At 42.7% G+C, this 24,740-nt stretch carries 25 protein-coding genes; 10 read left to right on the forward strand and 15 right to left on the reverse strand.

Annotated elements, in window-relative coordinates; translation table 11 throughout:
- The first annotated feature begins 233 nt into the window (after positions 1–233).
- On the forward strand, positions 234–1,637 hold the full coding sequence (locus tag IPP86_12875; protein MBL0139400.1) for a hypothetical protein: 1,404 nt from the start codon (positions 234–236) through the stop codon (positions 1,635–1,637).
- Between the two features lie 168 nt (positions 1,638–1,805).
- Here IPP86_12875 and IPP86_12880 read toward each other — a convergent pair whose 3' ends face one another.
- Both IPP86_12880 and IPP86_12885 read right to left on the reverse strand, forming a co-directional pair.
- Complete coding sequence (locus IPP86_12880; protein ID MBL0139401.1) at positions 1,806–2,228, reverse strand: hypothetical protein; 423 nt, start codon at positions 2,226–2,228, stop codon at positions 1,806–1,808.
- A 42-nt stretch (positions 2,229–2,270) separates the two neighbouring features.
- Positions 2,271–3,257, reverse strand: coding sequence for a hypothetical protein (locus IPP86_12885; GenBank protein MBL0139402.1), 987 nt, complete (start codon positions 3,255–3,257; stop codon positions 2,271–2,273).
- 1,046 nt (positions 3,258–4,303) lie between these two features.
- Here IPP86_12885 and IPP86_12890 point away from each other — a divergent pair.
- Positions 4,304–5,029: a murein L,D-transpeptidase gene (locus IPP86_12890; GenBank protein ID MBL0139403.1), complete on the forward strand. Its 726-nt coding sequence runs from the start codon at positions 4,304–4,306 to the stop codon at positions 5,027–5,029.
- Positions 5,030–5,056: 27 nt separating this feature from the next.
- On the opposite strand, the gene IPP86_12895 is transcribed toward IPP86_12890, so the two are convergent.
- On the reverse strand, positions 5,057–5,350 hold the full coding sequence (locus IPP86_12895) for a hypothetical protein (protein ID MBL0139404.1): 294 nt from the start codon (positions 5,348–5,350) through the stop codon (positions 5,057–5,059).
- A gap of 671 nt (positions 5,351–6,021) precedes the next feature.
- On the opposite strand from IPP86_12895, the gene recA reads away from it, so the two are divergent.
- Positions 6,022–7,047: a recombinase RecA gene (gene recA / locus IPP86_12900; GenBank protein MBL0139405.1), complete on the forward strand. Its 1,026-nt coding sequence runs from the start codon at positions 6,022–6,024 to the stop codon at positions 7,045–7,047.
- A gap of 182 nt (positions 7,048–7,229) precedes the next feature.
- Positions 7,230–8,258, forward strand: a complete 1,029-nt coding sequence (locus IPP86_12905) for a tetratricopeptide repeat protein (protein ID MBL0139406.1) — start codon at positions 7,230–7,232, stop codon at positions 8,256–8,258.
- A 101-nt stretch (positions 8,259–8,359) separates the two neighbouring features.
- Here IPP86_12905 and rplT read toward each other — a convergent pair whose 3' ends face one another.
- From rplT to xerD, 9 genes are all read right to left on the reverse strand, one after another.
- Complete coding sequence (rplT, locus tag IPP86_12910; protein MBL0139407.1) at positions 8,360–8,704, reverse strand: 50S ribosomal protein L20; 345 nt, start codon at positions 8,702–8,704, stop codon at positions 8,360–8,362.
- Positions 8,705–8,807: 103 nt separating this feature from the next.
- Positions 8,808–9,005: a 50S ribosomal protein L35 gene (gene rpmI / locus IPP86_12915; protein ID MBL0139408.1), complete on the reverse strand. Its 198-nt coding sequence runs from the start codon at positions 9,003–9,005 to the stop codon at positions 8,808–8,810.
- Between the two features lie 64 nt (positions 9,006–9,069).
- A complete protein-coding gene (locus IPP86_12920; GenBank protein ID MBL0139409.1) occupies positions 9,070–9,630 on the reverse strand; it encodes a translation initiation factor IF-3 in 561 nt (186 codons plus the stop codon).
- Positions 9,631–9,702: 72 nt separating this feature from the next.
- Entirely contained in the window at positions 9,703–11,640 is a 1,938-nt protein-coding gene (thrS, locus tag IPP86_12925; protein MBL0139410.1) for a threonine--tRNA ligase, read from the reverse strand.
- Positions 11,641–11,937: 297 nt separating this feature from the next.
- Positions 11,938–12,330: a nucleoside triphosphate pyrophosphohydrolase family protein gene (locus IPP86_12930; protein ID MBL0139411.1), complete on the reverse strand. Its 393-nt coding sequence runs from the start codon at positions 12,328–12,330 to the stop codon at positions 11,938–11,940.
- A 334-nt stretch (positions 12,331–12,664) separates the two neighbouring features.
- Entirely contained in the window at positions 12,665–14,296 is a 1,632-nt protein-coding gene (locus IPP86_12935; GenBank protein ID MBL0139412.1) for an acyl-CoA carboxylase subunit beta, read from the reverse strand.
- Between the two features lie 111 nt (positions 14,297–14,407).
- The gene (locus tag IPP86_12940; GenBank protein ID MBL0139413.1) at positions 14,408–14,779 is read right to left on the reverse strand and encodes a DMT family protein; all 372 of its coding nucleotides are present in this window, start codon (positions 14,777–14,779) and stop codon (positions 14,408–14,410) included.
- Position 14,780: 1 nt separating this feature from the next.
- Complete coding sequence (locus IPP86_12945) at positions 14,781–15,557, reverse strand: hypothetical protein (GenBank protein ID MBL0139414.1); 777 nt, start codon at positions 15,555–15,557, stop codon at positions 14,781–14,783.
- Between the two features lie 125 nt (positions 15,558–15,682).
- Complete coding sequence (gene xerD, locus IPP86_12950) at positions 15,683–16,582, reverse strand: site-specific tyrosine recombinase XerD (GenBank protein MBL0139415.1); 900 nt, start codon at positions 16,580–16,582, stop codon at positions 15,683–15,685.
- A 129-nt stretch (positions 16,583–16,711) separates the two neighbouring features.
- On the opposite strand from xerD, the gene IPP86_12955 reads away from it, so the two are divergent.
- The gene (locus IPP86_12955) at positions 16,712–17,143 is read left to right on the forward strand and encodes a 3-dehydroquinate dehydratase (GenBank protein MBL0139416.1); all 432 of its coding nucleotides are present in this window, start codon (positions 16,712–16,714) and stop codon (positions 17,141–17,143) included.
- Between the two features lie 9 nt (positions 17,144–17,152).
- Here IPP86_12955 and IPP86_12960 read toward each other — a convergent pair whose 3' ends face one another.
- From IPP86_12960 to IPP86_12970, 3 genes are read right to left on the reverse strand one after another with little or no spacing between them, the layout of a single operon-like run.
- Entirely contained in the window at positions 17,153–19,105 is a 1,953-nt protein-coding gene (locus IPP86_12960) for a DUF2723 domain-containing protein (protein MBL0139417.1), read from the reverse strand.
- Positions 19,106–19,125: 20 nt separating this feature from the next.
- On the reverse strand, positions 19,126–20,082 hold the full coding sequence (locus tag IPP86_12965; GenBank protein ID MBL0139418.1) for a DMT family transporter: 957 nt from the start codon (positions 20,080–20,082) through the stop codon (positions 19,126–19,128).
- 3 nt (positions 20,083–20,085) lie between these two features.
- Positions 20,086–20,763: a YggS family pyridoxal phosphate-dependent enzyme gene (locus IPP86_12970; GenBank protein ID MBL0139419.1), complete on the reverse strand. Its 678-nt coding sequence runs from the start codon at positions 20,761–20,763 to the stop codon at positions 20,086–20,088.
- A 295-nt stretch (positions 20,764–21,058) separates the two neighbouring features.
- Between IPP86_12970 and IPP86_12975 the strand changes: the two genes are divergently transcribed.
- The 5 genes from IPP86_12975 to IPP86_12995 are packed head-to-tail and all read left to right on the forward strand — an operon-like array spanning position 21,059 to position 24,677.
- Positions 21,059–21,508 (forward strand): glutathione peroxidase, encoded by a 450-nt coding sequence (locus IPP86_12975; GenBank protein ID MBL0139420.1) that lies wholly within the window; start codon positions 21,059–21,061, stop codon positions 21,506–21,508.
- Positions 21,509–21,561: 53 nt separating this feature from the next.
- Positions 21,562–22,152, forward strand: a complete 591-nt coding sequence (locus IPP86_12980) for a hypothetical protein (GenBank protein MBL0139421.1) — start codon at positions 21,562–21,564, stop codon at positions 22,150–22,152.
- A gap of 20 nt (positions 22,153–22,172) precedes the next feature.
- A complete protein-coding gene (locus tag IPP86_12985; GenBank protein ID MBL0139422.1) occupies positions 22,173–23,111 on the forward strand; it encodes an ABC transporter ATP-binding protein in 939 nt (312 codons plus the stop codon).
- Between the two features lie 31 nt (positions 23,112–23,142).
- Positions 23,143–23,985, forward strand: coding sequence for an ABC transporter permease subunit (locus IPP86_12990; GenBank protein ID MBL0139423.1), 843 nt, complete (start codon positions 23,143–23,145; stop codon positions 23,983–23,985).
- Positions 23,982–24,677, forward strand: a complete 696-nt coding sequence (locus tag IPP86_12995) for a hypothetical protein (protein ID MBL0139424.1) — start codon at positions 23,982–23,984, stop codon at positions 24,675–24,677. The genes IPP86_12990 and IPP86_12995 overlap by 4 nt, the downstream gene beginning before the upstream one ends.
- The last annotated feature ends 63 nt before the right edge of the window (positions 24,678–24,740 follow it).

The raw sequence follows: 24,740 nt of genomic DNA on the forward strand, positions 1-24,740 counted from the left end.
GCTTCGGGTCGCTTGCACATTAAATCAAAAGAAAGCAAATTAAATAAGGTTTGTATCACTGCTAAACACAAACTCCTCTACGTGTAGTCTTCCCTTAGGAAGCTTGTTGTAGATTGTCGGGTGGGAATGTTTTAAAGATATCTACGACCTATGCATCGTTTGTAATATATATCAATGATTATTACTATAATAAGTCAGAAATAAATTAAAAGCGATTATAATAATTCATTCATATGAAAAAATTATACCTTCTCACTCTATTCATTTTCTCTGCACTTGTATCTTTGGCGCAGACTCCACAAAGTCTCAACTATCAAGCCGTCGCCCGTAATACTTCAGGGGCCATCCTTGCAAATCAATCAGTAGGCATTCGTATTTCTATTACGGATGGAAGCGCGGGGGCAACGCTTTACCAGGAAACACATACCGTTACAACCAACCAGTTTGGTTTGTTTACACTTGGTGTAGGTAATGGAACTGTTGTGAGCGGAATATTTTCTTCCATTCCCTGGGCCACAATCACTCCCTGGCTACAGGTGGAAATGGATCCCGCCGGGGGAAGTGCTTATGTGATGATGGGGAGTTCGGCTTTGCTTAGTGTACCTTATGCGCTGCATTCAAACACTTCAGATGATAATAAATGGACGGTTACCGGAAATGATATCTATAATAATAATAGCGGAAACGTCGGTATTGGGACAAGTAGCCCGCAATACCAACTTCATATGAAAAGCAATGGCGATGCTGTGAATGCAATTAGTAGTGGAGCAACTGGTGCTGCCTGGAGTTACTATATGCAAAATGACACGCTTCGTTCCGCTGTCGGCTGGAGTAATCTGAATAACGCATTGACATTTCACGTAAAGGGTGATGACAGGATGGTTGTAAATGGCCTTGGTAATGTGGGAATTGGTATCACTACACCCGATGCGCAACTTCATTTGCACAAAGACACGGATCCCATGTTGCTCCTTACAAATAGTACAAGTGGCTCCACTGCTAATGATGGCTCAGCCATTTGGTTAAACGGAAATGATCTGAAAGTGGACAATCTTGAAAATGGAAATATCGTTTTCAATACTAATTATCAGGAGCGAATGCGTATAACAAACACGGGCAACCTGCGCATCACAGATGGCACGCAAGGTGACGGAAAAGTTTTAACGAGTGATGCGAGTGGGAATGCGAGTTGGAAAGTGCCAGCAGCCGGGCAGGTATATTTTGAAGCATACAAAACATCCGGGCAACAAACGATACCTGCTGGTGGAGTGCATAGGGTTATTTTTGATACCACTATGGTCAATATTGGAAATGCATACGACGAAGATTCCAGTTTATTTACTGCTCCAACAAGCGGTGTCTACTTTTTCTATGGTGAATTATTTTGGAACGGGCAATCTACAAACCAAATTGAGTTTGGTATGCGAAAAGCAGGTGTGACCGGATGGAATGGAGCTCAAGGATTTGGAAAAACAGGTGTAAACTATGAAAATACTAACTTAAGCGGATCGCTTTTTCTAAACGCAGGAGATAAGGTTGAGTTTTTCGCAATATTCTACCAACAGGGAGGTGGTACGAGTATCAACATTGGGGGCAGTTGGGAATTTTGTTATATTAAAGGATATAGAGTAAATTGACTCTTGTTTTATCACTTTCCTCATAATCTTTTCTATGTTGCTGTTAGAATGTGATGTAAATAAGGGTGCGTAGAGATTAACAAACAATGCTCGAATACATCCTCAAACAGGCTTGTTAAAAAAAATCCCTTTGCGCCTTTGCGCGAAAAAGAACTATTGCAACCAACTTCACATGTTACTTTTTCTCCGCATTATAATCCACGGCACAACCACAAAAGCAAAACCCATAAATAAAATCAAAGCACTGGACAACCATTTTTCAATAAATGGTGTTTCGAATTTGGAAAGAGTAGGGTCGGTTTTGTGAAGAAGAAAATCAATGTGTTCGCCTTGCCGATAGGTATACCATCCATCCACTTCGATCAATACCGTATCAGGAGATTCAGGAGAGATCAGGAGCGGACAGGGCCTGTTGTATTTGTCAGGAAGAAAACCGACGATGGTTCCTGTTGTATGGATATAATTCTTTTCTCTTTCTAATTTTAAATAAACCAATATCGCTCCAATCAGCAACAATGCAATGCCAATTGCCAGGATGATCTTCAGTACCGCCGGATTATCTTTATCGTTGAAGGATTTTTGTATTTCCATAAGAGTGAAATCGAAAGGAGATTATTTGAAAAAGATTACTCATTACCAGCCGGCCCGCTGTATCCTTGTTGCATAATAGGTTCCGTTGATGATCAAGGCGGGATCATTTTTGTAATATCCTTTTTCGCATCTCATCGCATTGCCATTCAAATACAAGTTCGTACCGTCATAATTCCATGTACCGGAATTGGAAGCTGTATGTGAAACACCGCCCGCGCCGGAGTTGCCGGAATAATCCATCGAGCCTTCGGAACCGTATTGAAAAGTACCATCCGGATTTAAGGTCAGTACATTCTGGTAACTGATTGCTCCGGAGTTCGTGGAAGTGGTGCTCATTTGCATCCAGCTTCCGGCGATTTCGGTTGTACCACCGGCTTCCTTGTTTGATTCACCTTTGCTGAAGACTTCAGTAACCCTTTGGCCACTGCCATTCACACCTGTCACGGATAATTGGTTTCCTTCCAGGTTCAATTCAACATCTGATTTGTTGGTTTTATTTTCCAGATGCATGACATTACCTTCAAGTCTGTAATTCATTTCAGCGCCACCCAATTGAAGTGTACCATTTTCACGAATCACGAGTCGGCCGCTTTTTCCGGTCCAGGTGCCGATGTAACCGTTACTTCCTCCTTCGGTATTACCGCTTTCCGGTGGTGTATTTCCGGGAGCGACAGCCGCAGAGACATCTCTTTGCAGTGAAAGTTTGATATCGTTTTCCGTGTTGCTCAGTTCCAGGTGGTCACCGTTCAATGTGTAATTCAGTACCAGCGTTTGTCCCTGCTCAGTGATGGTAATTGTATTTTCGGTATTTGTATACGTTACATCGCCATCGTAAAAAACAGCCTTTCCGTTTTCTCCGAGCATTACAAAGGCGCCAAGTCCGTCCTGGTCGGTGCCGCGCCATTTTCCTAATAAAGGATTTGCATTCATTTTATCCTGAATTTGTTTTGAATCCGAAGTGTTTTCATTGCCATTTTTGCAGGAGAAAATCGCAAAAACCAAAAGGAGATAGATAAAAGAAAACCGCATTTGAAATTTTATTAATATTTTGACAATAAAATTTTATTAATCCGTTATAAAAATATTAAAATTCATCAATAGTGAAGCGGGGTGGCCCGGGGGGGGGGGAAAAAGGCGCCGCCGGCGGCGGGGGCGGGGGAGGGGAAGGGGGGGGGGGGAGTTGGCCCGCCCAAAAACCCCCCCAAACCAAGGGAAAGCGAGGAAGGGGGGCCCCCCCCCCCGCCAAAAGGGGGGGGGGGGGTGGGGGGGGGGGGGGGGGGGGGAACAGAGAATCAGAGGAAGAAGGAAGGAGAAGGGGGGGGGGGGGGGGGGGGGGGCGGGCGGCCCCCCCCCCCCCGCCCCCCCCCCCCGCCGGGGGCCGGGGGGGGGGGGGGGGGGGGGGGGGGGGGGGCCGGGGGGGGGGGGGGGGGCCCGGGGGGGGGGAGGGGGGCGGGGGGGGGGGGGGCCCGGCCCAGGGGCCCCGGGGGGGTGGGGGGGGGGGGGGGGGGGGGGGGGGGGGGGGGAGGAAGGGGGGGGGGGACAAAAACAAAAGGAAAAGAGGCGCGCGCCCCGCAAGCGCCCCCGCAAAAAACCCGAGAAAGAAGGGGGCCCCCGGCGGCCGGGGGGGGGGGGGGGGGGGGGGGGGGGGGGGGGGGGGGGGGGGGGGGGGGGGGCGGGGGGGGGGGGGGGGGGGGCCGCGGGGGGGGGGGCGGGGGCGGGGGGGGGGGGGGGGGGGGGGGGGGAAAAGGGGGAGGAAAAAACAACACGGGGAGGGGCGGGGGGAAGGGGACCCCGGGGGGGCAACCGGCAGGCAAGGGCGCCCCACCAACCCCCCCAGGGGACCCCCAGGGAGGCCGGGGGGGGCGGGGGGGCCCCCGGCGGGGGGGGCGGGGCGCGGACCCCCGGGGGGGGGGGCGCGGGGGGGGCCCCGAGGGCGGCGCCGGCGGGGGGGGCACGGGGGGGCGGCGCGGGGGGGGGGGAAGCGCGGGCGGGAGGGGAGGGGGCGGGCGGGGGGGGGGGGGGGGGGGGGGGTCAAATTAGACATCACCGTTGAATCTTTGAATAAATTATTTTTTATGAAGAATATTACTGCCTTCCATTCTGTATTAATTTGTTTTCTTCTGCTCAATATTTTACCGGAAACAGGTTCATCGGCTAAAATTCCTTCCAGTAAAAGGAGCAAGGATGTCATTGCCAGACAAACTCCCATCTTATTGAAAGAATCTAATGCCAAAGGCCTGACTCTCGGACAAGCTGTATGCATTCGAATTTTTAAGGAAGAAAAGGAACTGGAATTATGGATTAAAAAGGGAAGTAAATTCTCGATGTTTAAATCCTATCCGATTTGTACTTTCTCCGGTGAACTGGGTTCCAAGAAGAAAGTTGGCGATGGACAGGCTCCCGAGGGTTTTTATACTGTGTATCCGGAACAGCTGAACCCATCCAGTGATTATCATCTTGCATTTAATATCGGATATCCGAATGCGTACGACAGAGCCCATCATTTTACCGGAAGCGCGATCATGGTTCATGGAAATTGTGTTTCCATTGGTTGTTATGCCATGACGGATGCGCGGATTGAAGAAATATTTACAGTCATAACGAAAGCTTTTGAAGGCGGACAATCATCCTTTCAGGTGCAGATTTATCCATTTCGAATGACCAGTGAAAAAATGGAAGCTCATGCCGGTTTGGAATGGTACAGCTTCTGGCAAAACCTTAAAACCGGTTACGATTATTTTGAAACACATCAATTGCCACCGGCTGTTACTGTGAGCAAGGCGAAATACGTTTTCAAATAATTTGATCGCATCATTCTTATCAAAGGTTTATTCTGTCCATGCGAGAATGATAATGACCAAGGGAGCAATCACGAAATAGGAGAGTGCTACATAAAATAGTGAACGGTAATAAACTGATTCTTTTCTCTTTTTGCGCTGACGGTAGGCAATAATTCCCATGACCACAGGAGCGCCGATAATCAGGTAAAATGTTCCTACGGAAGCGAGTCCTGACCACACCCAATAAAGCGTTGTGAGAGTAAAAAGGAGGAGTCCTCCATAGTTTACAAAAACGAGAAACCATTCCAGTAAGGGAGCTTTGTTCTGCAGTTCTTTTTTCATTTTTATTCCCATTAAAATATAAATGAGAAGGAAGAAGAGCGGGATCAGGATATAAATAAAAATGGGAATCATTGAAATCGTTTGAAGTACGATCAAAAATAATAAAACATCAGAGAATTTTTCAGGTCTTTTTCGAATGCTCCTTTATATTTCCTGTTGGTTTGCTTTAGTTTTTACAAATTAATGCTTCTTCAAAAGCTCATTGAAGCTTCTATCTGATCAGTTTCATTTTATGCAACAGCATTTATGCGATGTCCAATTTGCTTCCGGCTTTTCCTGAAATTTCAAGCTGATAATTTCGTAGTCTCCAGGGGACCTCGATATCCTGATTATTTCGAAAGTGTCGCAATGTTCCAATCAATGGAAGTCTGATTTAACAAATCAGGAGGCATCGGAGCATGTCCATTTTCATCGCTTTATTTCCATGCCTTAATAAAAATTAAACCCTTGGAATTCCGCTTGATTCGGGGCTTTCATCAGATTTGAAGGAGATTAAATTAAAAAATTTCTCAACAGGTGTATTTGCAAAGGAAAGTTTTCACACTTTTGTTAGAGAGGGGTTTGGTTGGAATACAATCATTCGCTTTGATTGCTTAAAAATCAGGTTTTTATCGAATTTTGGCAAAAAAGGAAGAAAACAGGACAAACATCAAATATCAAATTTATAAACTATGGCAACAGCAGAAGTAAAAGAAACGGTAAAAGAAAAATTAAAAGCACTACAGCTTACCATCGACAAAATCGAAAAAGCCTATGGTAAAGGAACCATCATGAAGATGGGTGATGAGGCGGTTGAACAGGTTGAATCCATTTCCACAGGTTCGATTTCTTTAGATAATGCATTGGGTATAGGCGGACTTCCAAAAGGAAGGGTCGTTGAGATTTATGGTCCGGAATCTTCGGGTAAAACAACACTCGCGATTCACGCGATCGCCAATGTGCAGAAGAATGGTGGTATTGCCGCCTTCATTGACGCGGAACATGCTTTCGACCGCTTCTATGCTCAGAAACTTGGCGTTGATCTGGAGAATCTCCTGATCTCCCAGCCTGACAATGGAGAGCAGGCGCTTGAAATTGCGGAAAATCTGATTCGTTCAGGAGCTATTGATATCCTTGTCATTGACTCTGTCGCAGCACTTACCCCAAAAGCTGAAATCGAAGGCGAAATGGGAGAAAGCAAAATGGGTCTTCAGGCTCGCTTGATGTCTCAGGCATTGCGTAAATTAACAGGTACCATCAGCCGCACGGGTTGCTGCTGTATTTTCATCAACCAGCTCCGTGAAAAGATTGGTGTGATGTTCGGAAATCCTGAAACTACTACCGGTGGTAACGCTTTGAAGTTTTATGCTTCCGTGCGTCTGGATATCCGTCGTATCGGACAATTGAAAGACGGTGAAGCCATCGTTGGTAACCGTACAAAAGTGAAAATTGTAAAGAATAAAGTTGCTCCTCCATTCAGAATTGCTGAATTCGACATCATGTACGGAGAAGGTATTTCTAAAATGGGAGAGATCGTGGATATCGGTGTCGACAAAGGCATCATCAAGAAATCAGGCTCCTGGTTCAGCTATGGTGATACCAAACTAGGACAGGGAAGAGATGCTGTGAAGCAGCTCCTGAACGATAATCCTGAACTCGCTGAGGAACTGGAACTCAAGATCCGCGAAGCTCTCAGAGAGGCTGCAGCAGCCGGTTGAGAATCAATTCGGATCCACAGGTATTCAAGCTAGTGATGGGAAGGCATCATTGATTTCCCAATAGTTTGATTGGGTTCCTTGGAATCGGAATTGATCCTGAAACCAGAACTTATAATTCGTATTTTTCGGCCGTAAAACATAACCTGCCAGGTTATTGTTTTGCGGCTTTTTTATTTCAAACTATGTCTAAACTAAAACTGGTTTATTTATCCTTCATCATAGCCGGATTGCTCTTTCAATCCTGTCGACAGAGCGGTAATGATGCAAATGGTGAAAAAGAAAAGACCGACACTCTGAATAAAGATGATGTCTTCTATCAACTGAATCAGAAGATCGCCAAAGATCCGGGCAATGCGGATGCTTATTATCAGCGAAGCAAAATAGACCTGGAGAAAAACCTGATCCAGCAAGCCTTCGCGGATGCAAGCAAAGCTGCGTTTCTTGACTCCTCGAAGATTGAATATTTCCTGATGCTCGGGGATGTCAGCTTCCGCGGACTGCAAATCCGAAAATCTGTGGAAGCCTATGAGAAATGTCTGAAACTCGATCCGAAAAATCTTGAGGCCAATCTTAAGCTTGCTGAAATTTATCTCTACATCAAAGGATATGCGAAGTCCATTTCTTACGCGAACGAAGCATTGAAAATCGACGAAAAAAAATCAAAACCATACTTCCTGAAAGGCTTTGTGTACAAGGAATCCGGTGACACGGCAAAGGCTTTGTCGAGTTTTGAAACAGTGGTGGAACTTGAACCTGAAAATTATGACGCGCACATTCAGCTGGGGAATTTATATGCAGCATTAAAAAACAAACTTGCGCTGGATTACTATGGAAACGCATTGAGTCTGCGACCGACCAGTACGGAAGCACTCTATGATCGCGGCTTGTTTTTACAGAATATCGGAGAGTTCAACAAAGCGATTGGAGATTACAAAGTGATCTTAAAACTCGATCCGCGATATGCAGATGCGCATTACAATATTGGGTACATCGCACTTGTCTACAAGAAGGATTACAACACCGCGATAGAGCGCTTTACCGAAGCGATTAAAATCAATAAGGATTACGTAGAAGCGTATTACAATCGCGGGCTGGCTTATGAATTCAAGGGAGACAATAAGGAGGCCATTGCGGACTATCGAAAAGCGCTCGGTATTTTTCCTACTTACAAAATGGCCATCGACCGACTGCAAATGCTAGGTGAGAGGTAAGCATTTCTTTTTTCTGGTAACAACGGGTACAGTACAAAAAAAGAAAGGGAACCTTTCGGTTCCCTCTTCTTGTCATTGATTCACTAAAAACTATGGCGTAGTTACTTAACAGAATCAATTACGGCTTTGAACGCCTGTGGATGATTCAGTGCAAGATCGGCAAGTGTTTTACGGTTGAGATCCAGACCTTTTGCATGGATTTTACCCATGAGTTCTGAATAACTCAATCCATGCTCACGAGCTCCGGCATTGATACGCATGATCCACAGTGAGCGGAAATTACGTTTCTTGGTACGACGGTCACGGTATGCATAACCTAAACCTTTTTCTACTGTATTTTTGGCAACTGTTAATACGTTACCTCTCGCTCCCCAGTAACCTTTAGCGAGTTTGAACATTTTTTTTCTCCGTGCTCTGGACGCGACGGCATTGACTGAACGTGGCATTGTTTGTTGGTTTTTGACGGAAGCGTTTCCGGTCTGTCGGAAATCTTAGTGCTTTTTGTCGGGTTAAAAAATAATTGAGGTTTAGAGATCCTGAAAGCAAGTGTTATTTCAACACCAGCATTTTTGCAACCCTGTCCTGATCACCTGAAGAAACCAAACCAGCATGCGTAAGGTTACGCTTCTGTTTTGTTGTCTTTTTGGTAAGGATGTGGCTCTTGTATGCGTGCTTTCTCTTGATCTTTCCGGTGCCGGTAAGCTTGAAGCGTTTCTTGGCTCCGGAGTGGGTCTTCATTTTTGGCATTACGTCGTATATTAATTTTGGTATTAGAAATTCAATTCGATGAGGCCGGAATTACCCAAGCTTCTTACTTTTTCTTTCTTGGAATAGGAGCGAGGTGAATGAACATCCTGTTTCCTTCCAACTTCGGCAGCAGTTCTACTTTTCCGTATTCTTCAAGCGCCTGAGCAAATTTTAGAAGGATAATTTCTCCTTTTTCTTTGTATGCGATTGAACGTCCTTTGAAGTGAACGTATGCTTTCACTTTATTGCCATCTTCAAGGAAGTTCATTGCATGCTTTACCTTGAAGTTGAAATCGTGTTCGTCAGTATTCGGACCGAAGCGGACTTCTTTCACAACCTGCTTGCCCTGCTTGGCCTTCATTTCCTTTTCCTTCTTCTTCTTGTCGTACAGGAATTTCTGATAATCGACAATTCGGCAGACTGGTGGATCGGCAGTTGGAACGATCTCAACAAGATCGAGTTCCAGTTCTTTCGCGAGCTTAATTGCGTCTTCCCGGGTATAAACATCAGCCTGAACATTTTCTCCAACCAAACGCACCTTGAGAGCGCGAATGTGTTCATTGATGTTGTGTTCAGCTTCTTTTTTCACCGGACCTCTTCGCTGAAAGGGCGGGCGGTTAAAGATTGGACGTGGTGGCCGGTTATTACTTTGCGTTGCTATAGTATCCTCCTTGTTAATATAATTGTGTTTCGTTTTTTACTTTACATCCAGGATGTTAGTAATCTCATCCTGAATTAATTTAGCGAAGTCTGAGATAGCATAAGTTCCGAGGTCACCACCACCGTGCTTTCGTACGGAAACTGTATTCTCAGCAAATTCTTTTTCCCCTACAATCAACATATAAGGTACTTTTTTCATCTCTGCATCCCTGATTTTCTTACCTATCTTTTCATCCCGCTGGTCAAGGAGCCCGCGAATATCGGAATTTATAAGCAATTGTAAAACTTTTTTCGCGTATTCATTGTATCGTTCACTGATCGGAAGTATGCTTACTTGCTTGGGAGCCAGCCAGATAGGGAAGTTTCCTGCAAAATGTTCGATCAAAAATCCGATAAAGCGCTCATGGGTTCCAAGGGGTGCACGGTGGATACAAATGGGCGTTTCCATTTGATTTTGGTTGTTTTTGTAGGTCAAACCAAATCGTGCCGGAACCGCGAAGTCAACCTGGTTGGTTGCCAATGTAAATTCTCTTCCGATCGCACTCCATACCTGAACATCGATCTTTGGACCATAGAAAGCACCTTCATCAGGCACTTCGATATACGGAATTTTGGAATCGATCAATACCTGACGAACCATATCTTCTGTCTGTTTCCAGAGTTCAGGATTGTCAACGTATTTCTTTCCAAGCTTGGAAGGTTCATGCGTTGAGAAACGCATCACGTATTTATCGATGTTGAAGATCTTGAAATACTTCAGGTACATTTCATTCACCGCGTTAAATTCCTGAGCAAACTGTTCACGGGTGCAGTAAATGTGGGCATCGTTCATTTGCAGACAGCGTACGCGCATCAATCCGAAAAGCTCACCGCTTTGTTCGTAGCGGTAGCAGGTTCCGTATTCAGCCAAACGAATCGGTAAATCACGATAACTTGGATTCAGTTCCTTGAAGATCTTGTGGTGATGAGGGCAGTTCATCGCCTTCAGATAATATTTTTCACCATCCATCTCCATGGGAGGGAACATCGAATCGGCATAGTAGGGAAGATGTCCGCTGGTGAGGTACATGGATTCCTTCGCGATGTGCGGAGTCCGCACACGCTGGTATCCTGCATCCTGTTCGGTTTTCTTCGCGAGTTTTTCCAATTGCTCGATGATCACAGCGCCATTGGGCATCCACAAGGGTAAGCCCGGACCGACATCATCGTCAAATGTGAAAATCTCCATCTCCTTACCAATCTTCCGGTGATCACGTTTCTTGGCTTCCTCCAGCATGGTGATATATTCATCCAGCTGACTCTTTTTTGGAAAGGTGATACCGTAAATACGGGTAAGCTGTTTGTTCTTTTCATCGCCTCTCCAATATGCACCGGCGATGTTCATCAGCTTGGCAGCCTTGATCAAACCGGTATCCGGAATGTGCGGACCACGACAGAGATCAATGAAATTTCCCTGCTGATAAAAGGTGATGGTACCATCTTCAAGATCATTCAAAAGATCAAGTTTGTATTCATCACCTTTCTCTTTGAAATAATCAATAGCTTCTTTTTTCGAAATTTCTTTGCGGATATATTTGTTCGACTGCTTCGCAAGTTCGATCATTTTATCCTCGATCTTTTTGAAATCTTCAGAGGAAATTGCTTGTCCTCCCAGATCTACATCGTAATAAAATCCATTGTCAATTGGAGGACCAATACCGAATTTAATTCCCGGATAGAAAAACTCCAGAGCTTCAGCCATGAGGTGAGCAGATGAATGCCACATGGTGGACTTCGCTTCGCGGTCGTCCCACGTGAGCAGTTGCAATGTTGAATCGGCTTTGATCGGGCGCGTAGCATCCCAGACTTCACCATTCACTTTTGCTGCAATAACATTTCTTGCCAGACCCTCAGAAATGCTTTTAGCAATTTCAAGGGAGGTCGTACCTTCAGGGTATTCCCTGACATTCTTGTCGGGAAAAGTAATTTTAATCATTGCTGATAAATCAATTGGATTTTTTCAAAGAGGCGTAAAGGTAGTAAAAACCCTCTTTTTTTATATAAAAATCACGAAAAATATAATTTTAAAAGTTCGAGGCTCGAAGTTCAAAGTCCGTGGTTTTTATTGGATTGTCACTCGTCCCAAGTTCCCCGTCACTCCCAAAGTCCCTTGTCACTTCCAACCGTCCCTCGTCCCAAGTCCCCTGTCACTACAAATAGTCCCTCGTCCCAAGTCCCTCCCAATAGTCCCCCGTCACTCTAAAAAGTACCTCGTCCCCTAAAAGCCGCCTAACTATTTCTCCAACACCCCTTTAATATCCGGTAAAAAGTAGCGGTTGCTCTTCAGGATCTTGCCGTCCTCGCGGTAAATGGGCTTTCCATGTTCATCGAGCTTGCTCATATTGCTGCGGTGAATTTCATCAAATACCTCTTCGATTTTGTACTGCAAACCATGAGCGATAATGGTTCCAAAAAGAATGTACAATTTATCACCGAGAGCATCCGCGATCAGGGTCAGATCCTGTTGCTCGCAAGCTTCCAGATATTCATCATTCTCCTCCTGCATCAAACGATGACGCAGCTGAACGATTCGTTCTTCAACCAGTGCATTGGGTGATTCATGATAATCCAATCCGAAAGTGTGGTGGAATTCTTTGACTTTGTTTATTTTATCGAGGAGAGCCATGGCGGGGTTTAGTTTTTAGTGGTTAGTGCTTGGTGGTTAGTGCTTGGTGGTTGGTGCTTAGTGGTTGGTGCTTAGTGGTTGGTGCTTAGTGCTTAGAGGTTAGTGCTTGGTGCTTGGAGGTAATATTTATAAATTAGTTATTGTTGCTGATGTAAATTAATAATTCAATATTTCCTGTTATTTAGAGATTAGCTGACTCGCTAAATTTCCAAAATCCAAAATCCAAAATCCAAAATCCAAAATCCAACATCTAACATCTATCACCTAACAACTAACAACTAACAACTAACCACTAACAACTAAAAACCAACAACCAACAACCAACAACCAACAACTAAGTCTGAATAACTCCCACATTATACGCCTTGGTAACAGGAGCATGGTTCGCGGCTTCGATGCCCATGGAAATCCATTTGCGGGTATCTGTGGGGTCGATAACTGCGTCGAGCCACATGCGTGATGCGGCGTAATATGGGGAGATCTGACTATTGTATCGGTCTGTAATTTTCTTGAGTAATTCTGTTTCGTCTTCTTTGGTAATTTCTTTGCCTTTGGATTTCAAAGCGCTCACCTGGATTTGCAAAAGAACTTTCGCAGCCTGAGCACCACCCATCACCGCGATTTGCGCGGTGGGCCAGCCAACAATCAGTCGGGGATCATATGCTTTTCCGCACATCGCGTAATTCCCTGCACCGTATGAATTGCCAATGATCACAGTGAATTTAGGAACGACAGAATTGCTCATGGCATTCACCATTTTTGCTCCATCCTTGATGATCCCACCTTGTTCGCTTCGGGATCCTACCATAAAGCCGGTAACATCCTGCAAAAACACTAAAGGAATTTTTCTTTGGTTGCAATTCATGATAAAACGTGCGGCTTTATCCGCTGAATCGGAATAAATCACACCACCGAATTGCATCTCACCTTTTTTGCTCTTTACAACTTTACGTTGATTGGCAACAATTCCAACCGCCCATCCATCAATGCGTGCGACACCGCAAATGATGCTTTGTCCGTATTTGTCTTTGTATTCATCAAACTCACTGTTGTCAACGAGGCGGTAAATAACCTCGTGCATATCGTATTGCTTTGAAGCTTCAGTAGGTACGATACCATACAGATCTTTTACATTTTTCAGCGGAGCAACACTTTTTTCTCTGTTGAATCCGGCTTTTTCAAATTCACCAAGCTTGCTGAAAATATTCTTGATATGGTCTAGTGCAGATTTATCATCAGGATATTTATTATCTGTTACTCCTGAAATCTCACATTGGGTTGTTGCTCCACCTAGGGTTTCATTATCGATGTCTTCACCAATTGCAGCTTTCACCAGATAAGATCCTGCAAGAAAAATAGAACCGGTCTTGTCTACTATCATTGCTTCATCCGACATGATAGGAAGATAAGCGCCTCCGGCTACACAGCTCCCCATAATCGCGGCAACCTGAATAATTCCCATGGATGACATCACAGCATTATTCCGGAAGATTCTTCCGAAATGTTCTTTATCCGGAAAAATTTCATCCTGCATCGGTAAAAAAACACCGGCACTATCGACGAGATATATGATTGGTAAGCGATTTTCGATTGCAATTTCCTGAGCTCGCAGATTTTTCTTTCCGGTCATCGGAAACCAGGCACCGGCTTTTACGGTCGCATCATTGGCAACAATGACACATTGTCTTTTGGAAACATATCCGAGTCCGACAACAACGCCTGCAGCAGGACATCCGCCATATTCTTCATACATTCCTTCAGCGGCAAAGGCTCCAATTTCAAGAAAGGAACTTCCTTTGTCGATGAGGTATTCGATTCGTTCACGCGCGAGAAGTTTTCCCTGTTCGTGTTGTTTATCGGCATTCTTTTTTCCCCCGCCCAGGGCAATTTTACTCAGTTTCGATTTTAGCTGGTCAACAAGCAGACGCATGCTATCCTCGTTTTTATTGAATTCAAAATCCGTCATAATTCAGGTAATTTACTGCGGCCCAAAGATAGGGGAAAAGGCTTTCAAAGTTTTCTGTACTGAGGCGGAACCGATTTAATTTTTAACACGAAATGAAATAATATCAACACTTCACCATTTCTTAAAAACGAAAAAAACAGCCAGGATCATAAAGAAAAATCCGACAAGATAATTCCATTGCAATTTGTCGGTCTTGAAAATGAATACGGTGCAAACGGTGAAAACACATAGGGTAATCACTTCCTGAAGCATTTTCAACTGAAATAAATTGAAAGGGCCACCATTTGACTCATGTCCGATGCGATTTCCCGGAACCTGAAACAAATATTCAAACAAAGCGATAAACCAGCTGATAAGAATGATTCCAAGCAGACTGGTGTCCTGTAAAATATTCCATTTTTTGAATTGCAGGTGCCCGTACCATGCGAAAGTCATAAAGAAATTCGCCACCACCAGAAGAGTAATGGAAATTATTCCTTTCACCTTATTTCTCCTGTGATTTTTTCGATTTCTTCAGTTTGGGAAGTGTTGGTTTGACCCGCTCCATCTTGTATGGAGTAAATTCAAAACGTGAAATAACGACTTCCATTTCTTTCAGATTAGAAGGCTCGGAAGCTTTGTACAGCCATACATTGATACTGACTCTTTCATGGCCTGTTTTGTATGCCTGGTCAGGTTTGTATTTCCAGTCCTTGTAAATTTGCCCGACACTGTCCGGATTTATTCCATGTTCGTATCTGGAATTGAACGTGATTTTCTTTTTTCTGACGGAAAATTCGTGGCGGGTAGGACGGTTCAGATCGCTATCAAAACGAAATGCTTTTTCTTCATAAGGTTGAATAACGTATTGAGTATTCAGATCAACATCTTTACCCCATTTCGAAAATTCAATATCAATTTCTTTGTGGAAATTGCTCGTGTCGGTATGATCGTACATAAACAATCCAATGACGACATCTTTGTCCAAAGGTTGTGGCAAGCGGTCAATGAAGAAAACATATTTACCGTATCCCAGACTTTTCAACATTTGAACCTCTGAACAATACCAGCGATCATTCTTGTAACGAAGTTTGAGATGGAGCTTACCGTCTTCATCAACCCAGACATTCTCTTTTGATCCTGAAAAATAATTTCTGCCCGGACCTGTATGTTTGTCGAATGACTCCTTAACGGCCCATGTGTACCCTGAAAATTCCAGTGTATCACCTCCATAATAATCAAATTCAGAGCGGATTTCAGAGGCGGATACAGTATTTACCATGAAGTACAAAGACAATAGGCAGAACGGAAGAAATTTTCGTTTTCTATTTTTCATAAAGTCGGACACATTCCATCCATTCATTGAAGTTTGGGGGAAGAAAGAGGAAGAAATGAAGCGCGTTAAATTCATGCGCGGGGGTGATGTTTGATTATGGACTGACGGAGATAGTCTCTGTCGAGGTGAGTATAAATTTCTGTAGTAGTGATTGACTCGTGACCAAGCATTTCCTGCACAGCTCTCAGATCAGCGCCACCTTCAATCAGGTGTGTTGCGAAGGAATGCCTGAAAGTATGCGGACTAATACTTTTTTTCAGATTTATCTTTTCAGCGAGTTGTTTGATGATGGTGAAAATCATAATCCGGCTGAGTTGGCTTCCTCTTTGATTCAGGAAAATGATGTCCTCATTACCCGGTTTAATGGTAAGATGACAACGAATTTCATCCATGTAAATTTTAATGTGCTTGATGGCGACACTGCCAATAGGCACCAAACGTTCTTTGTCACCTTTTCCGGTAACTTTTACAAATCCGATTTCAAGGTGCAGATTAGAGATTTTCAGATTTACCAGCTCGCTAACACGTAGTCCGCAGCTGTACAAGGTCTCCAGAATAGCCTTGTTTCGTACGCCTTCCGGTTTGCTCAAATCAATGGCTGCAACCAGTTTGTTGATATCTTCAATGCTCAGGGTATCCGGCAATTTTCGGCCCAGCTTGGGTGTTTCAAGAAGCTGGGAAGGATCATTTGAGATCAGATTTTCCATCAGACAGTACTTGAAAAATCCTTTTATGCCTGAAATTATCCTTGCCTGAGACCTGGCGCTCAGACCCAGTTCATTGATCCATTTCAGAAAATCCTGCAAATGCTCCAGTTTTAAATCAGCCGGAGTATGTGCTAATGAGTTGAGTTGCAAGTACTGATCAAGCAGAGCAATGTCATGCATATATGCTTCCACGGAATTTCCGGAAAGGGAACGTTCCAGTTTCAGGTAGGATTTGAATCCATTTATGTATGATTTCCAGCTCAAAGGATGCTTTTTAGGACCTTAGTCAAAGTTGAACATTCAAGCGCTCGGATCAATCCAGTACTGAAAAACTTTTCCACATACGCTTCTGAATAATTGTGAGTAATTTCGCCTCAAGAAGAAAGTAATCCAATGAGAATATTCATCCTGAACGGCCCCAATTTAAATCTGCTCGGACAAAGGGAAACCAATGTATACGGAACTGATTCTTTTGAATACTATTTTGAAAAACTGAAAAACCTGTTTCCGGATCATTCACTCGAGTTCAGACAGAGCAATGTCGAAGGGGAGCTCATCAATATGCTCCATGAACAGGGATTTACTGTGGATGGGATCATTCTGAATGCAGGTGGATACACACATACATCCGTCGCTTTGGCTGATGCAGTGGCTGCCATCCGGACTCCCGTAATTGAAGTTCACATTTCAAACGTGTACGCAAGGGAAGATTATCGTCATGTCTCTCTCATGGCTAAAAATTGCCTGGGCGTTATTGCCGGCTTTGGCCTGGATTCCTACAAACTGGCTATTGAAGCTTTTTTGATGAAAAATAATTTGAAGTAAGGCAGAAATTTACTTCACGGAGAAAGCAAACGACATCGACCTTTTAATTTCTTTTTGCAAGGCCAATACATGGTCTTTTGCTTTCAAGGCTTGTCCCATTCGCACACTGTCATTATTTGCCTGGTAATAAAATATGTGCTGATCCAGCATCGCCTGGAAATCTACCATCTTATCAATTGCTCCGGCATCTGTAAAAAGTAATTTGGAATTGATGAATGGGAAATCCATTCTTAAAAATTCTGCAGCACTGAGTGAATCACCCGGGACTGAGGATGAAAAACAGCCGGAAACATAACGTTTCGGATCGTAAAGTTTTTGATTGGAATAAAAATAATGGCATTTAGGATCTGTCAGGAAAGCCCGGTTTTCTTCAGCCGCGACAGCCTGCATTTTTGCAAGTACGGTTCGGAATGAATTTACAAGAGTAGTAGTGCTGAGGTCACAACCGGTATTTTCAATTTGTTCAGGGTGTTCTGCACGCAAGGCATCAATGAACCCATCGTATTCCTTTTGGATCTTTTTATAAAAATCCGGATAGAGCACAGGAAGAATCCGGTAATGAGTGAATTTTAAATCGTAATTCAATACCACCAGGTCCGGTCTGAAGTTCTCGGCAATTCTGTAGTAATAATACTGGATCACTGTGGACCAGTCGGAGATTAAAACTATACTGTTTTTGGGACTTGACACATCTAAAAGATGCATCAGATCCGAACTTACAGGATATGTTTTCCGGTTGTGATCTGCGTAGTTATAGCTTATTTGTCCCAGTAAAAATAAGGGCAATACAAATGCAAGTTTGAAGCGATCATAAAATTCATAGATCCCGAAAAAGACCGCGACACTCAACATTAAAAAAGGAAGCAGCATGTAAGCGTCGGTACTTGCCCATTGATTGTTGTTGAGCTGATACACAAACAGGAATAAGAAAAAGAGAAGGATCATGTTGAGTACCCTGAAATTTTTTCTTTTCCAAAGGGTAGAAATTCCCAAAAGAAAAAAGGGAAAGAAAAGGAACAACTGCATTACTGTTAATTTCAGGAAGAAGGGGATACGTGCCTCTATAATTTTCTTGGAGGTGTTCGAAATGTTTTTGGAATAGGAACCACCGCTCATATGGTAAATCATACTGCTGATCGTATCCGGTTTGCCAAACATGAACGGATATTCCTGCTGTGCACGCAAAAACATCCATCCGTAAAAAAGAAGAGTTATACCTGCAGTGATGCCTGTAAGCAACAGAAAGCTTTTAGTTTGAAGTATGCTGAAATACTGACTGACAAATCCCGGGCCTGTTGTTTTTTGTTTACGTTTATTTTTGTCCTTCTCATTTTGTTTCGGCGCAAGTTTGTGTTTAAAAAGTGTATCCAGAAAAAAGAAAGGTGTAAATGGAAGAAACATGATCATTGTAAGATGGTGATTGGATAATCCCATAGCAAGACCAATTGCTCCGATCACCAGGTAGAAATATTTTCTGTTGAAATGATAATGGGTGAGTCCAAACAAAACGATTGCCATCGATAACACCTGAAAAGCATAGACTTCCACGGTATTCGCCCATGCCCAGGCTGTTGCACCGGTTGCAAAACTGGTTGCAGCAAAGAAGGGTATGAATCCGGAACGGAAATTATTTTTCTGATGACTGGAAATTTCAAGAAGTAATTTTCTAAAAGTAAAAAACAACAGAAGGCTGGAAGTCGCTATACATAGAGATGAAAATAATGTGAGAGATACGATAATTGGCATTCCCAACAAACCGGTGATCTTTTCCCAGATCATACCCGTTGCAACATAAGCAGGGGTACCCGGAGGATGAGCGATGCTACCGAGTTTAACAACTAACGCGAATTCAGCGGAATCATCAAACATTAATGCGCTTGAGCTGGTAATATAAAATAAAATGAGTGGGAGTACAAAGCTTAATAAAGCAAAAAGCAATTCAAGGGGCGATATTTTTTTCATAGAGTGAACTATAGCGAAGACTAAAATAATTCATTTAATTTTTCCCGCCAAATGAGAATTATTACACCAAGAATGGCTACAAAAACCCCTGCAAGAGATTTCATGGTGAAGCGTTCTTTATGAAGGAAAAAACTCAGGAACAAAGCAAACACCGGAACGAGTGAAAACATGGTTTGAGCGACTGAAGCGTCAATGAGAGAAACTGAATACAAAGCCATGGTCACGCCAAATACTGGACCGAAAAAAGTACCATAAATGGCATACCTGATTCCTTTGTTAGGATTTGTGCGTATTGATAAATACATCGCGCCAAGTTTGCCCTGAATAAATGTGAGTAAAAACAGAGAAGCAGTTCCTATCATCAATCGTATAAACGTAGCATGCAATGGCAGCATCTGGTGTTGCGTAACATTTTCAGCAATCATTCCTTTTTTTGCAAGTACAAGTCCGGCTCCCTGACAGGTAGCCGCAAGGATTCCAAAGATAACTCCTTTGGTAGTGCTGCCATGGCCATGATCAGGGATTTGCTCACGTTCACTCTTGCCAAGACTGATGGTAATGACTCCGATGATGGTAATTGCCATGCCAATAATTCCAATCAAAGAAATGTGTTCTCCAACGAGTACAGATCCAAGTAAAAGTGCCGCGGCGGGTGCAAATGTGGTTAGCACACTTCCGAGCCTTGGGCCAAGAATAGCATACATTCCAAATCCAAAATAGTCACCTACCGTTAGTCCAATGATTCCGGATAAACCAAGCCATAACCAGGCTGGCAGATAATCGGAGGTAAACATGTTTATGAAAGCCTGAGGAGCAACAATCAATGAAGTTGCACCAATGGTTAGTGTCGCAAGCAAAAGCCGGAAATGATTCAGCGGATTCGAACCCAGCCGTCGTGCTGCCTGGGTGAACGGAAATATGCAAAAAGACCAGGAGATTGTCGCAAGTAATGCGAAGATGATTCCAGAAAATTCCATAGGCTATGAAACAGTCCTTTCGCCAAATATCGCGGAACCAATTCGAACCATGGTACTCCCTTCCTCGAGAGCCAGGAGATAATCACCGGTCATTCCCATTGATAAAATATCTAATGAAATGCACGGTGCATTGTTTACTGATTTTTGTTCTTCAAAGAATGTTCGAAGTGAACGAAACTCTTTTCGAACTTTTTGTTCATCATCGGAGAATGAGGCCATTCCCATAAAGCCTTTTATCTTCAGGTTATTCAGGGATTGTAGCGAAGGTGAATTCAGAATTTCTCTGGCTTCATCAAAGGATAAACCAAACTTGGTTTCTTCAGTGGCGATAAAAATTTGTAACAGGCAATCTTGGATCCGGTTTTCCTTTGCAGCTTGTTTGTTGATTTCTATCAACAGTTTAAGACTATCAACACCATGAATCAGGGAAACAAAAGGGGAGATGAGTTTTACTTTATTGCTTTGTAAATGTCCAATGAAATGCCATTCCAGATCTGCAGGGAGATCATTTCGCTTTTCCAACAATTCCTGGACATAATTTTCGCCGAAAGCACGTTGACCATAATCATACAATTCACGAATACTCTCCGTCGGTTTGGTCTTACTAACTGCTACCAATTTGGCCTGGTAAGGCTCAAGTTCCTTGCGGATACAGTCAACATTTTCTTTGTTGAAATTCACCCTGTAAAGTAAACTTGTCAGGCTCAATTAAACAAGATGTTTTTTTCTAAAACTATTTCCGTTTCAACATGTTTATAGATGCAAACATCAATGATGATCTTTTAATGGAATCCTGACCTAATTTTCCCGATCAATAGGTATAAATTCATCATATCCGTAACTTGCACCCGTGAAACGACTGATTAGTTATCTGAGTATTCCCTTTACCGCGCTTTTAGCTTCCTGTTCCCGACCCGCGGAAAGACCGGTAAGTTTGTCTCCTGATTCCGAGTCAGTTTCAATCTATTCCTTCAAGATGAAGGACTTAAGTGGAAATGAGGTTGATTTTCAGCAATTCAAGGGAAAAAAGCTATTGATTGTAAATACTGCAAGCCACTGTGGTTACACTCCTCAATACGATGAACTCGAAAAGCTCAGTAAAGAATACAAAGACAAGATCACTGTTGTGGGATTTCCTTGCAATGATTTTGCAGGACAGGAACCGGGAAGCGCTACAGAAATCGAAAGTTTTTGTAAGAAAAATTATGGAGTAACTTTTCAATTATTTGAGAAGATCCATGTGAAGGGAAAATATCAGTCACCTTTATACAAATGGTTAACAGATAAATCTCAAAATGGCTGGAATGAACAGCAACCGACATGGAATTTTTGCAAATATCTGATCAGCGAAAATGGGGAATTACTTGCCTTTTTTCCATCACGTGTTTCACCAATGGATGAAAGAATTTTATCCAAATTGAAATGATTTTTCCGAATTTACGTTCGGCAGTATATTGACTAAATTGATTCCATTGTATTATGGAAATTTCATTACCTGCAGGAATAGATTTTGGTGGTAAGATGTCGGGCACATCTGTAATAGCTGTTCCCGGACAAACAACTATTCGCCTTTTCAATTGCGAAAAAAATGAAGATGCTGATAAATTTTTACTGGATATTATTCAACAGAAAAAGATCAGCTGTGTTTTCCTTGATGCGCCTTTAACTCTGCCCGGAATTTACAGAGGATTGCCAACAACAGAAGATTACTTTTTCCGGGAATCGGATCAAAAACTCAAATCTGTTTCGCCAATGTTAATGGGAGGCCTCACAGCAAGGGCAATGAAATTTTCCAGTGTCCTGAGAAAATCAGGAATTGAATGTTATGAAGTTTATCCACCTGCCTTTATCTCAAGAATGAAATTAAACGCGATGGGATACAAAAAAGAAACAGAACAAATTCCCGAGATCTCGGAAAAAATATCAGAAATAATCGGTTTGCCACTGATGCATGAACTCAATACCTGGAATGAAGTGGATGCTTTGATTGCACTCGCCATTGGAAAATTATTTCAACAGAATAAAGCCGAATTGTGTGGTACTGTGGATGAAGGAATTGTTTATTACTGATATTTAATTGAACAAGAAAGATGAAGTCTGATACTAGCATTGCAAATTCAATGGAATCAATTATTGCCGTTCGTGATCTAAGTAAAGATTACGGATCATTTAAAGCGGTTGATAATTTGAATCTGGATGTTTTTTATGGTGATGTTTTTGGTTTTCTTGGTCCTAATGGCGCCGGAAAAAGCACCACCATCCGCATGTTGTTATCGTTGATTAGTCCGTCACAGGGAAGTATCAAAATATTCGGAAAGGAATTAAATCATCATCGTAACCATATTCTTTCCAAAATCGGATGCATAGTTGAAAAGCCTGACTTTTATAAATACATGTCAGCGGAAAAGAACCTGGAATATTTCGCCGCGCTTTCTGGTGTTAAACCATCGAAATCAAAAGTGGCAGAAATGCTCGAGCTGGTTGGATTGAAGGGAAGGGAAAAGGACAAAGTAAAAGGTTACTCCCATGGAATGAAACAACGATTGGGAATCGCTCAAACATTAATTCATGACCCTGATCTGATCGTTTTGGATGAACCGACTACCGGACTGGATCCACAAGGAATTATCGACATACGAAACCTGATTTTGCATTTGCAAAAGGATTTGAAAAAGACTGTGTTTTTATCATCACATATCTTATCAGAAATAGAACTTATTGCTTCACGAATGATTATCATCAACAAAGGCAAGACCATTGTTCAGGGAGATGTAAAATCTCTGCTGAGCAGTGAAGACCTCATTGTATCAATTGGAGTAAATACACCAGAAGAAGCAAAGCAAGTTCTGATTGAATCGAAATGGAAGGAATATTTTATCGAGGAAAAGGAAGGCTTGCTTATTCTTCATTTAAGTGAATCCATGGTTCCGGAAATCAATAAACATTTATGCGAAAAAGGAATAGGAGTGAAGTCGATTGAATCAAAAAGAAAGCTTGAAGATTATTTCCTGAAACTGACTTCAAATTGATACAATCTAATCCACTGAAAATACTAGATCCATGTTTTTAAGACTTACCTGGCTTGAAATACAAAAAATCGCGATTCGCCCTCGAAGCTATATTGGTTTTGTGGCAATCACGATGGTGATTTTTCTTATTCAGCTTGCAATGTGGATAGATGGAACTTCCTACATTGGATTTGTAACCCAAAACATCGAACAGACATTTTTATTTGAAGGGAAAATTTTAAATGGAAATCTGATCTGTTTTATTATTCTCCAGACACTCATTATTCAGATTCCCTTATTGATCGCTCTGGTAACCGGTGATTTAATCAGTGGAGAAGCGGCGACCGGAACCATTCGATTATTACTTACACGTCCGGTTAACAGGACAACCATACTTCTCTCGAAATTTTTTGCCGGTTCTTTATACACCTTACTGATGCTGATCTGGCTTGGAATCCTGGCTTTGTTTCTCAGCCTTGTAGTATTCGGTCCGGGGGATCTCATCGTATTGAAAACAGATGAAGTAATCATCCTTCAGTCTGGAGATGTATTGTGGAGATTCCTCACGGCTTTGACTTTAGCATTTCTTGCGCTTACATTAGTCGGAGCGCTTTCATTGATGTTGTCGTGTTTCACAGAAAATTCTATCGGACCCATCATCATCACGATGGCGATCATTATATTGTTTACAATTGTCGGTACCATGGAAGTCCCTCTTTTTGATAAAGTAAAACCATTTTTATTCACCACTCACATGATCGTCTGGCGAAATTTGTTTGAAGACCCTTTACCCATGGAGCAAATCAGAACTTCCATTTATGCTTTAATAGCTCACATAGCGGTTTTCTTAGGTGTTTCCATTGTGTATTTTAAACGAAAGGATATTCTTTCATGAAAATAAAGATCAGCACATTATTAATTTTTCTGATTTTTTCTGTCAATTTGAAAGCCAGCGATCCACGAGCGGTTATTGCAGCTGTGAATGTGAAATTCAGTCAGGTGAAAAATTACCAAACGGATGTGGTTATTAAAACTGATATTCCCTTCATTAAGATGCTTCCTGTTTCAGCAACGCTTTATTACAAAGCACCGGATAAAATGAGAATCAAATCCAAAGGAATTGCCATACTCCCAAAACAGGGATTTGATGACTTGCTAAAAGCTCTTGCCGATACCGTCTCTTATTCAGCTTTGTACCAGGGTGAAGAAAGTATCCGCAATATTCCCGTGTCTGTAATTTCCATCATTCCGGTGTCGGATACCAGTGATATGATCCTCGGTAAATTCTGGATGGATACAAAACAAAGTCTGGTGATGCGTTCTCAAATCACTACCCGTACAAACGGCACAATTTTGTCGGAATATGTGTACGGAAAATTTGCTCAGTACGCTTTGCCGGATAGCATGACAGTAACTGTGGATACAAAGAAATTCAAAATCCCTAAGGCTGTGGCCGCGGATATTAATAATTATAATTCAAACGCGAAGGATCCGGGTAAGCAGAGTAAAAAGGGAAGAATCATGCTCAGCTTTTCGAATTATCAAATCAACAAAGGTGTACCGGATTCTATTTTTAAAGAAAAATAAATTGAGAATTCAGTAGACTGCTTTTTAATTAATCAATTCAACTCCGGAAAATAAGCTGGATTA

This window comes from Bacteroidota bacterium, assembly GCA_016720935.1.
Classification (GTDB): domain Bacteria; phylum Bacteroidota; class Bacteroidia; order AKYH767-A; family 2013-40CM-41-45; genus JADKJP01.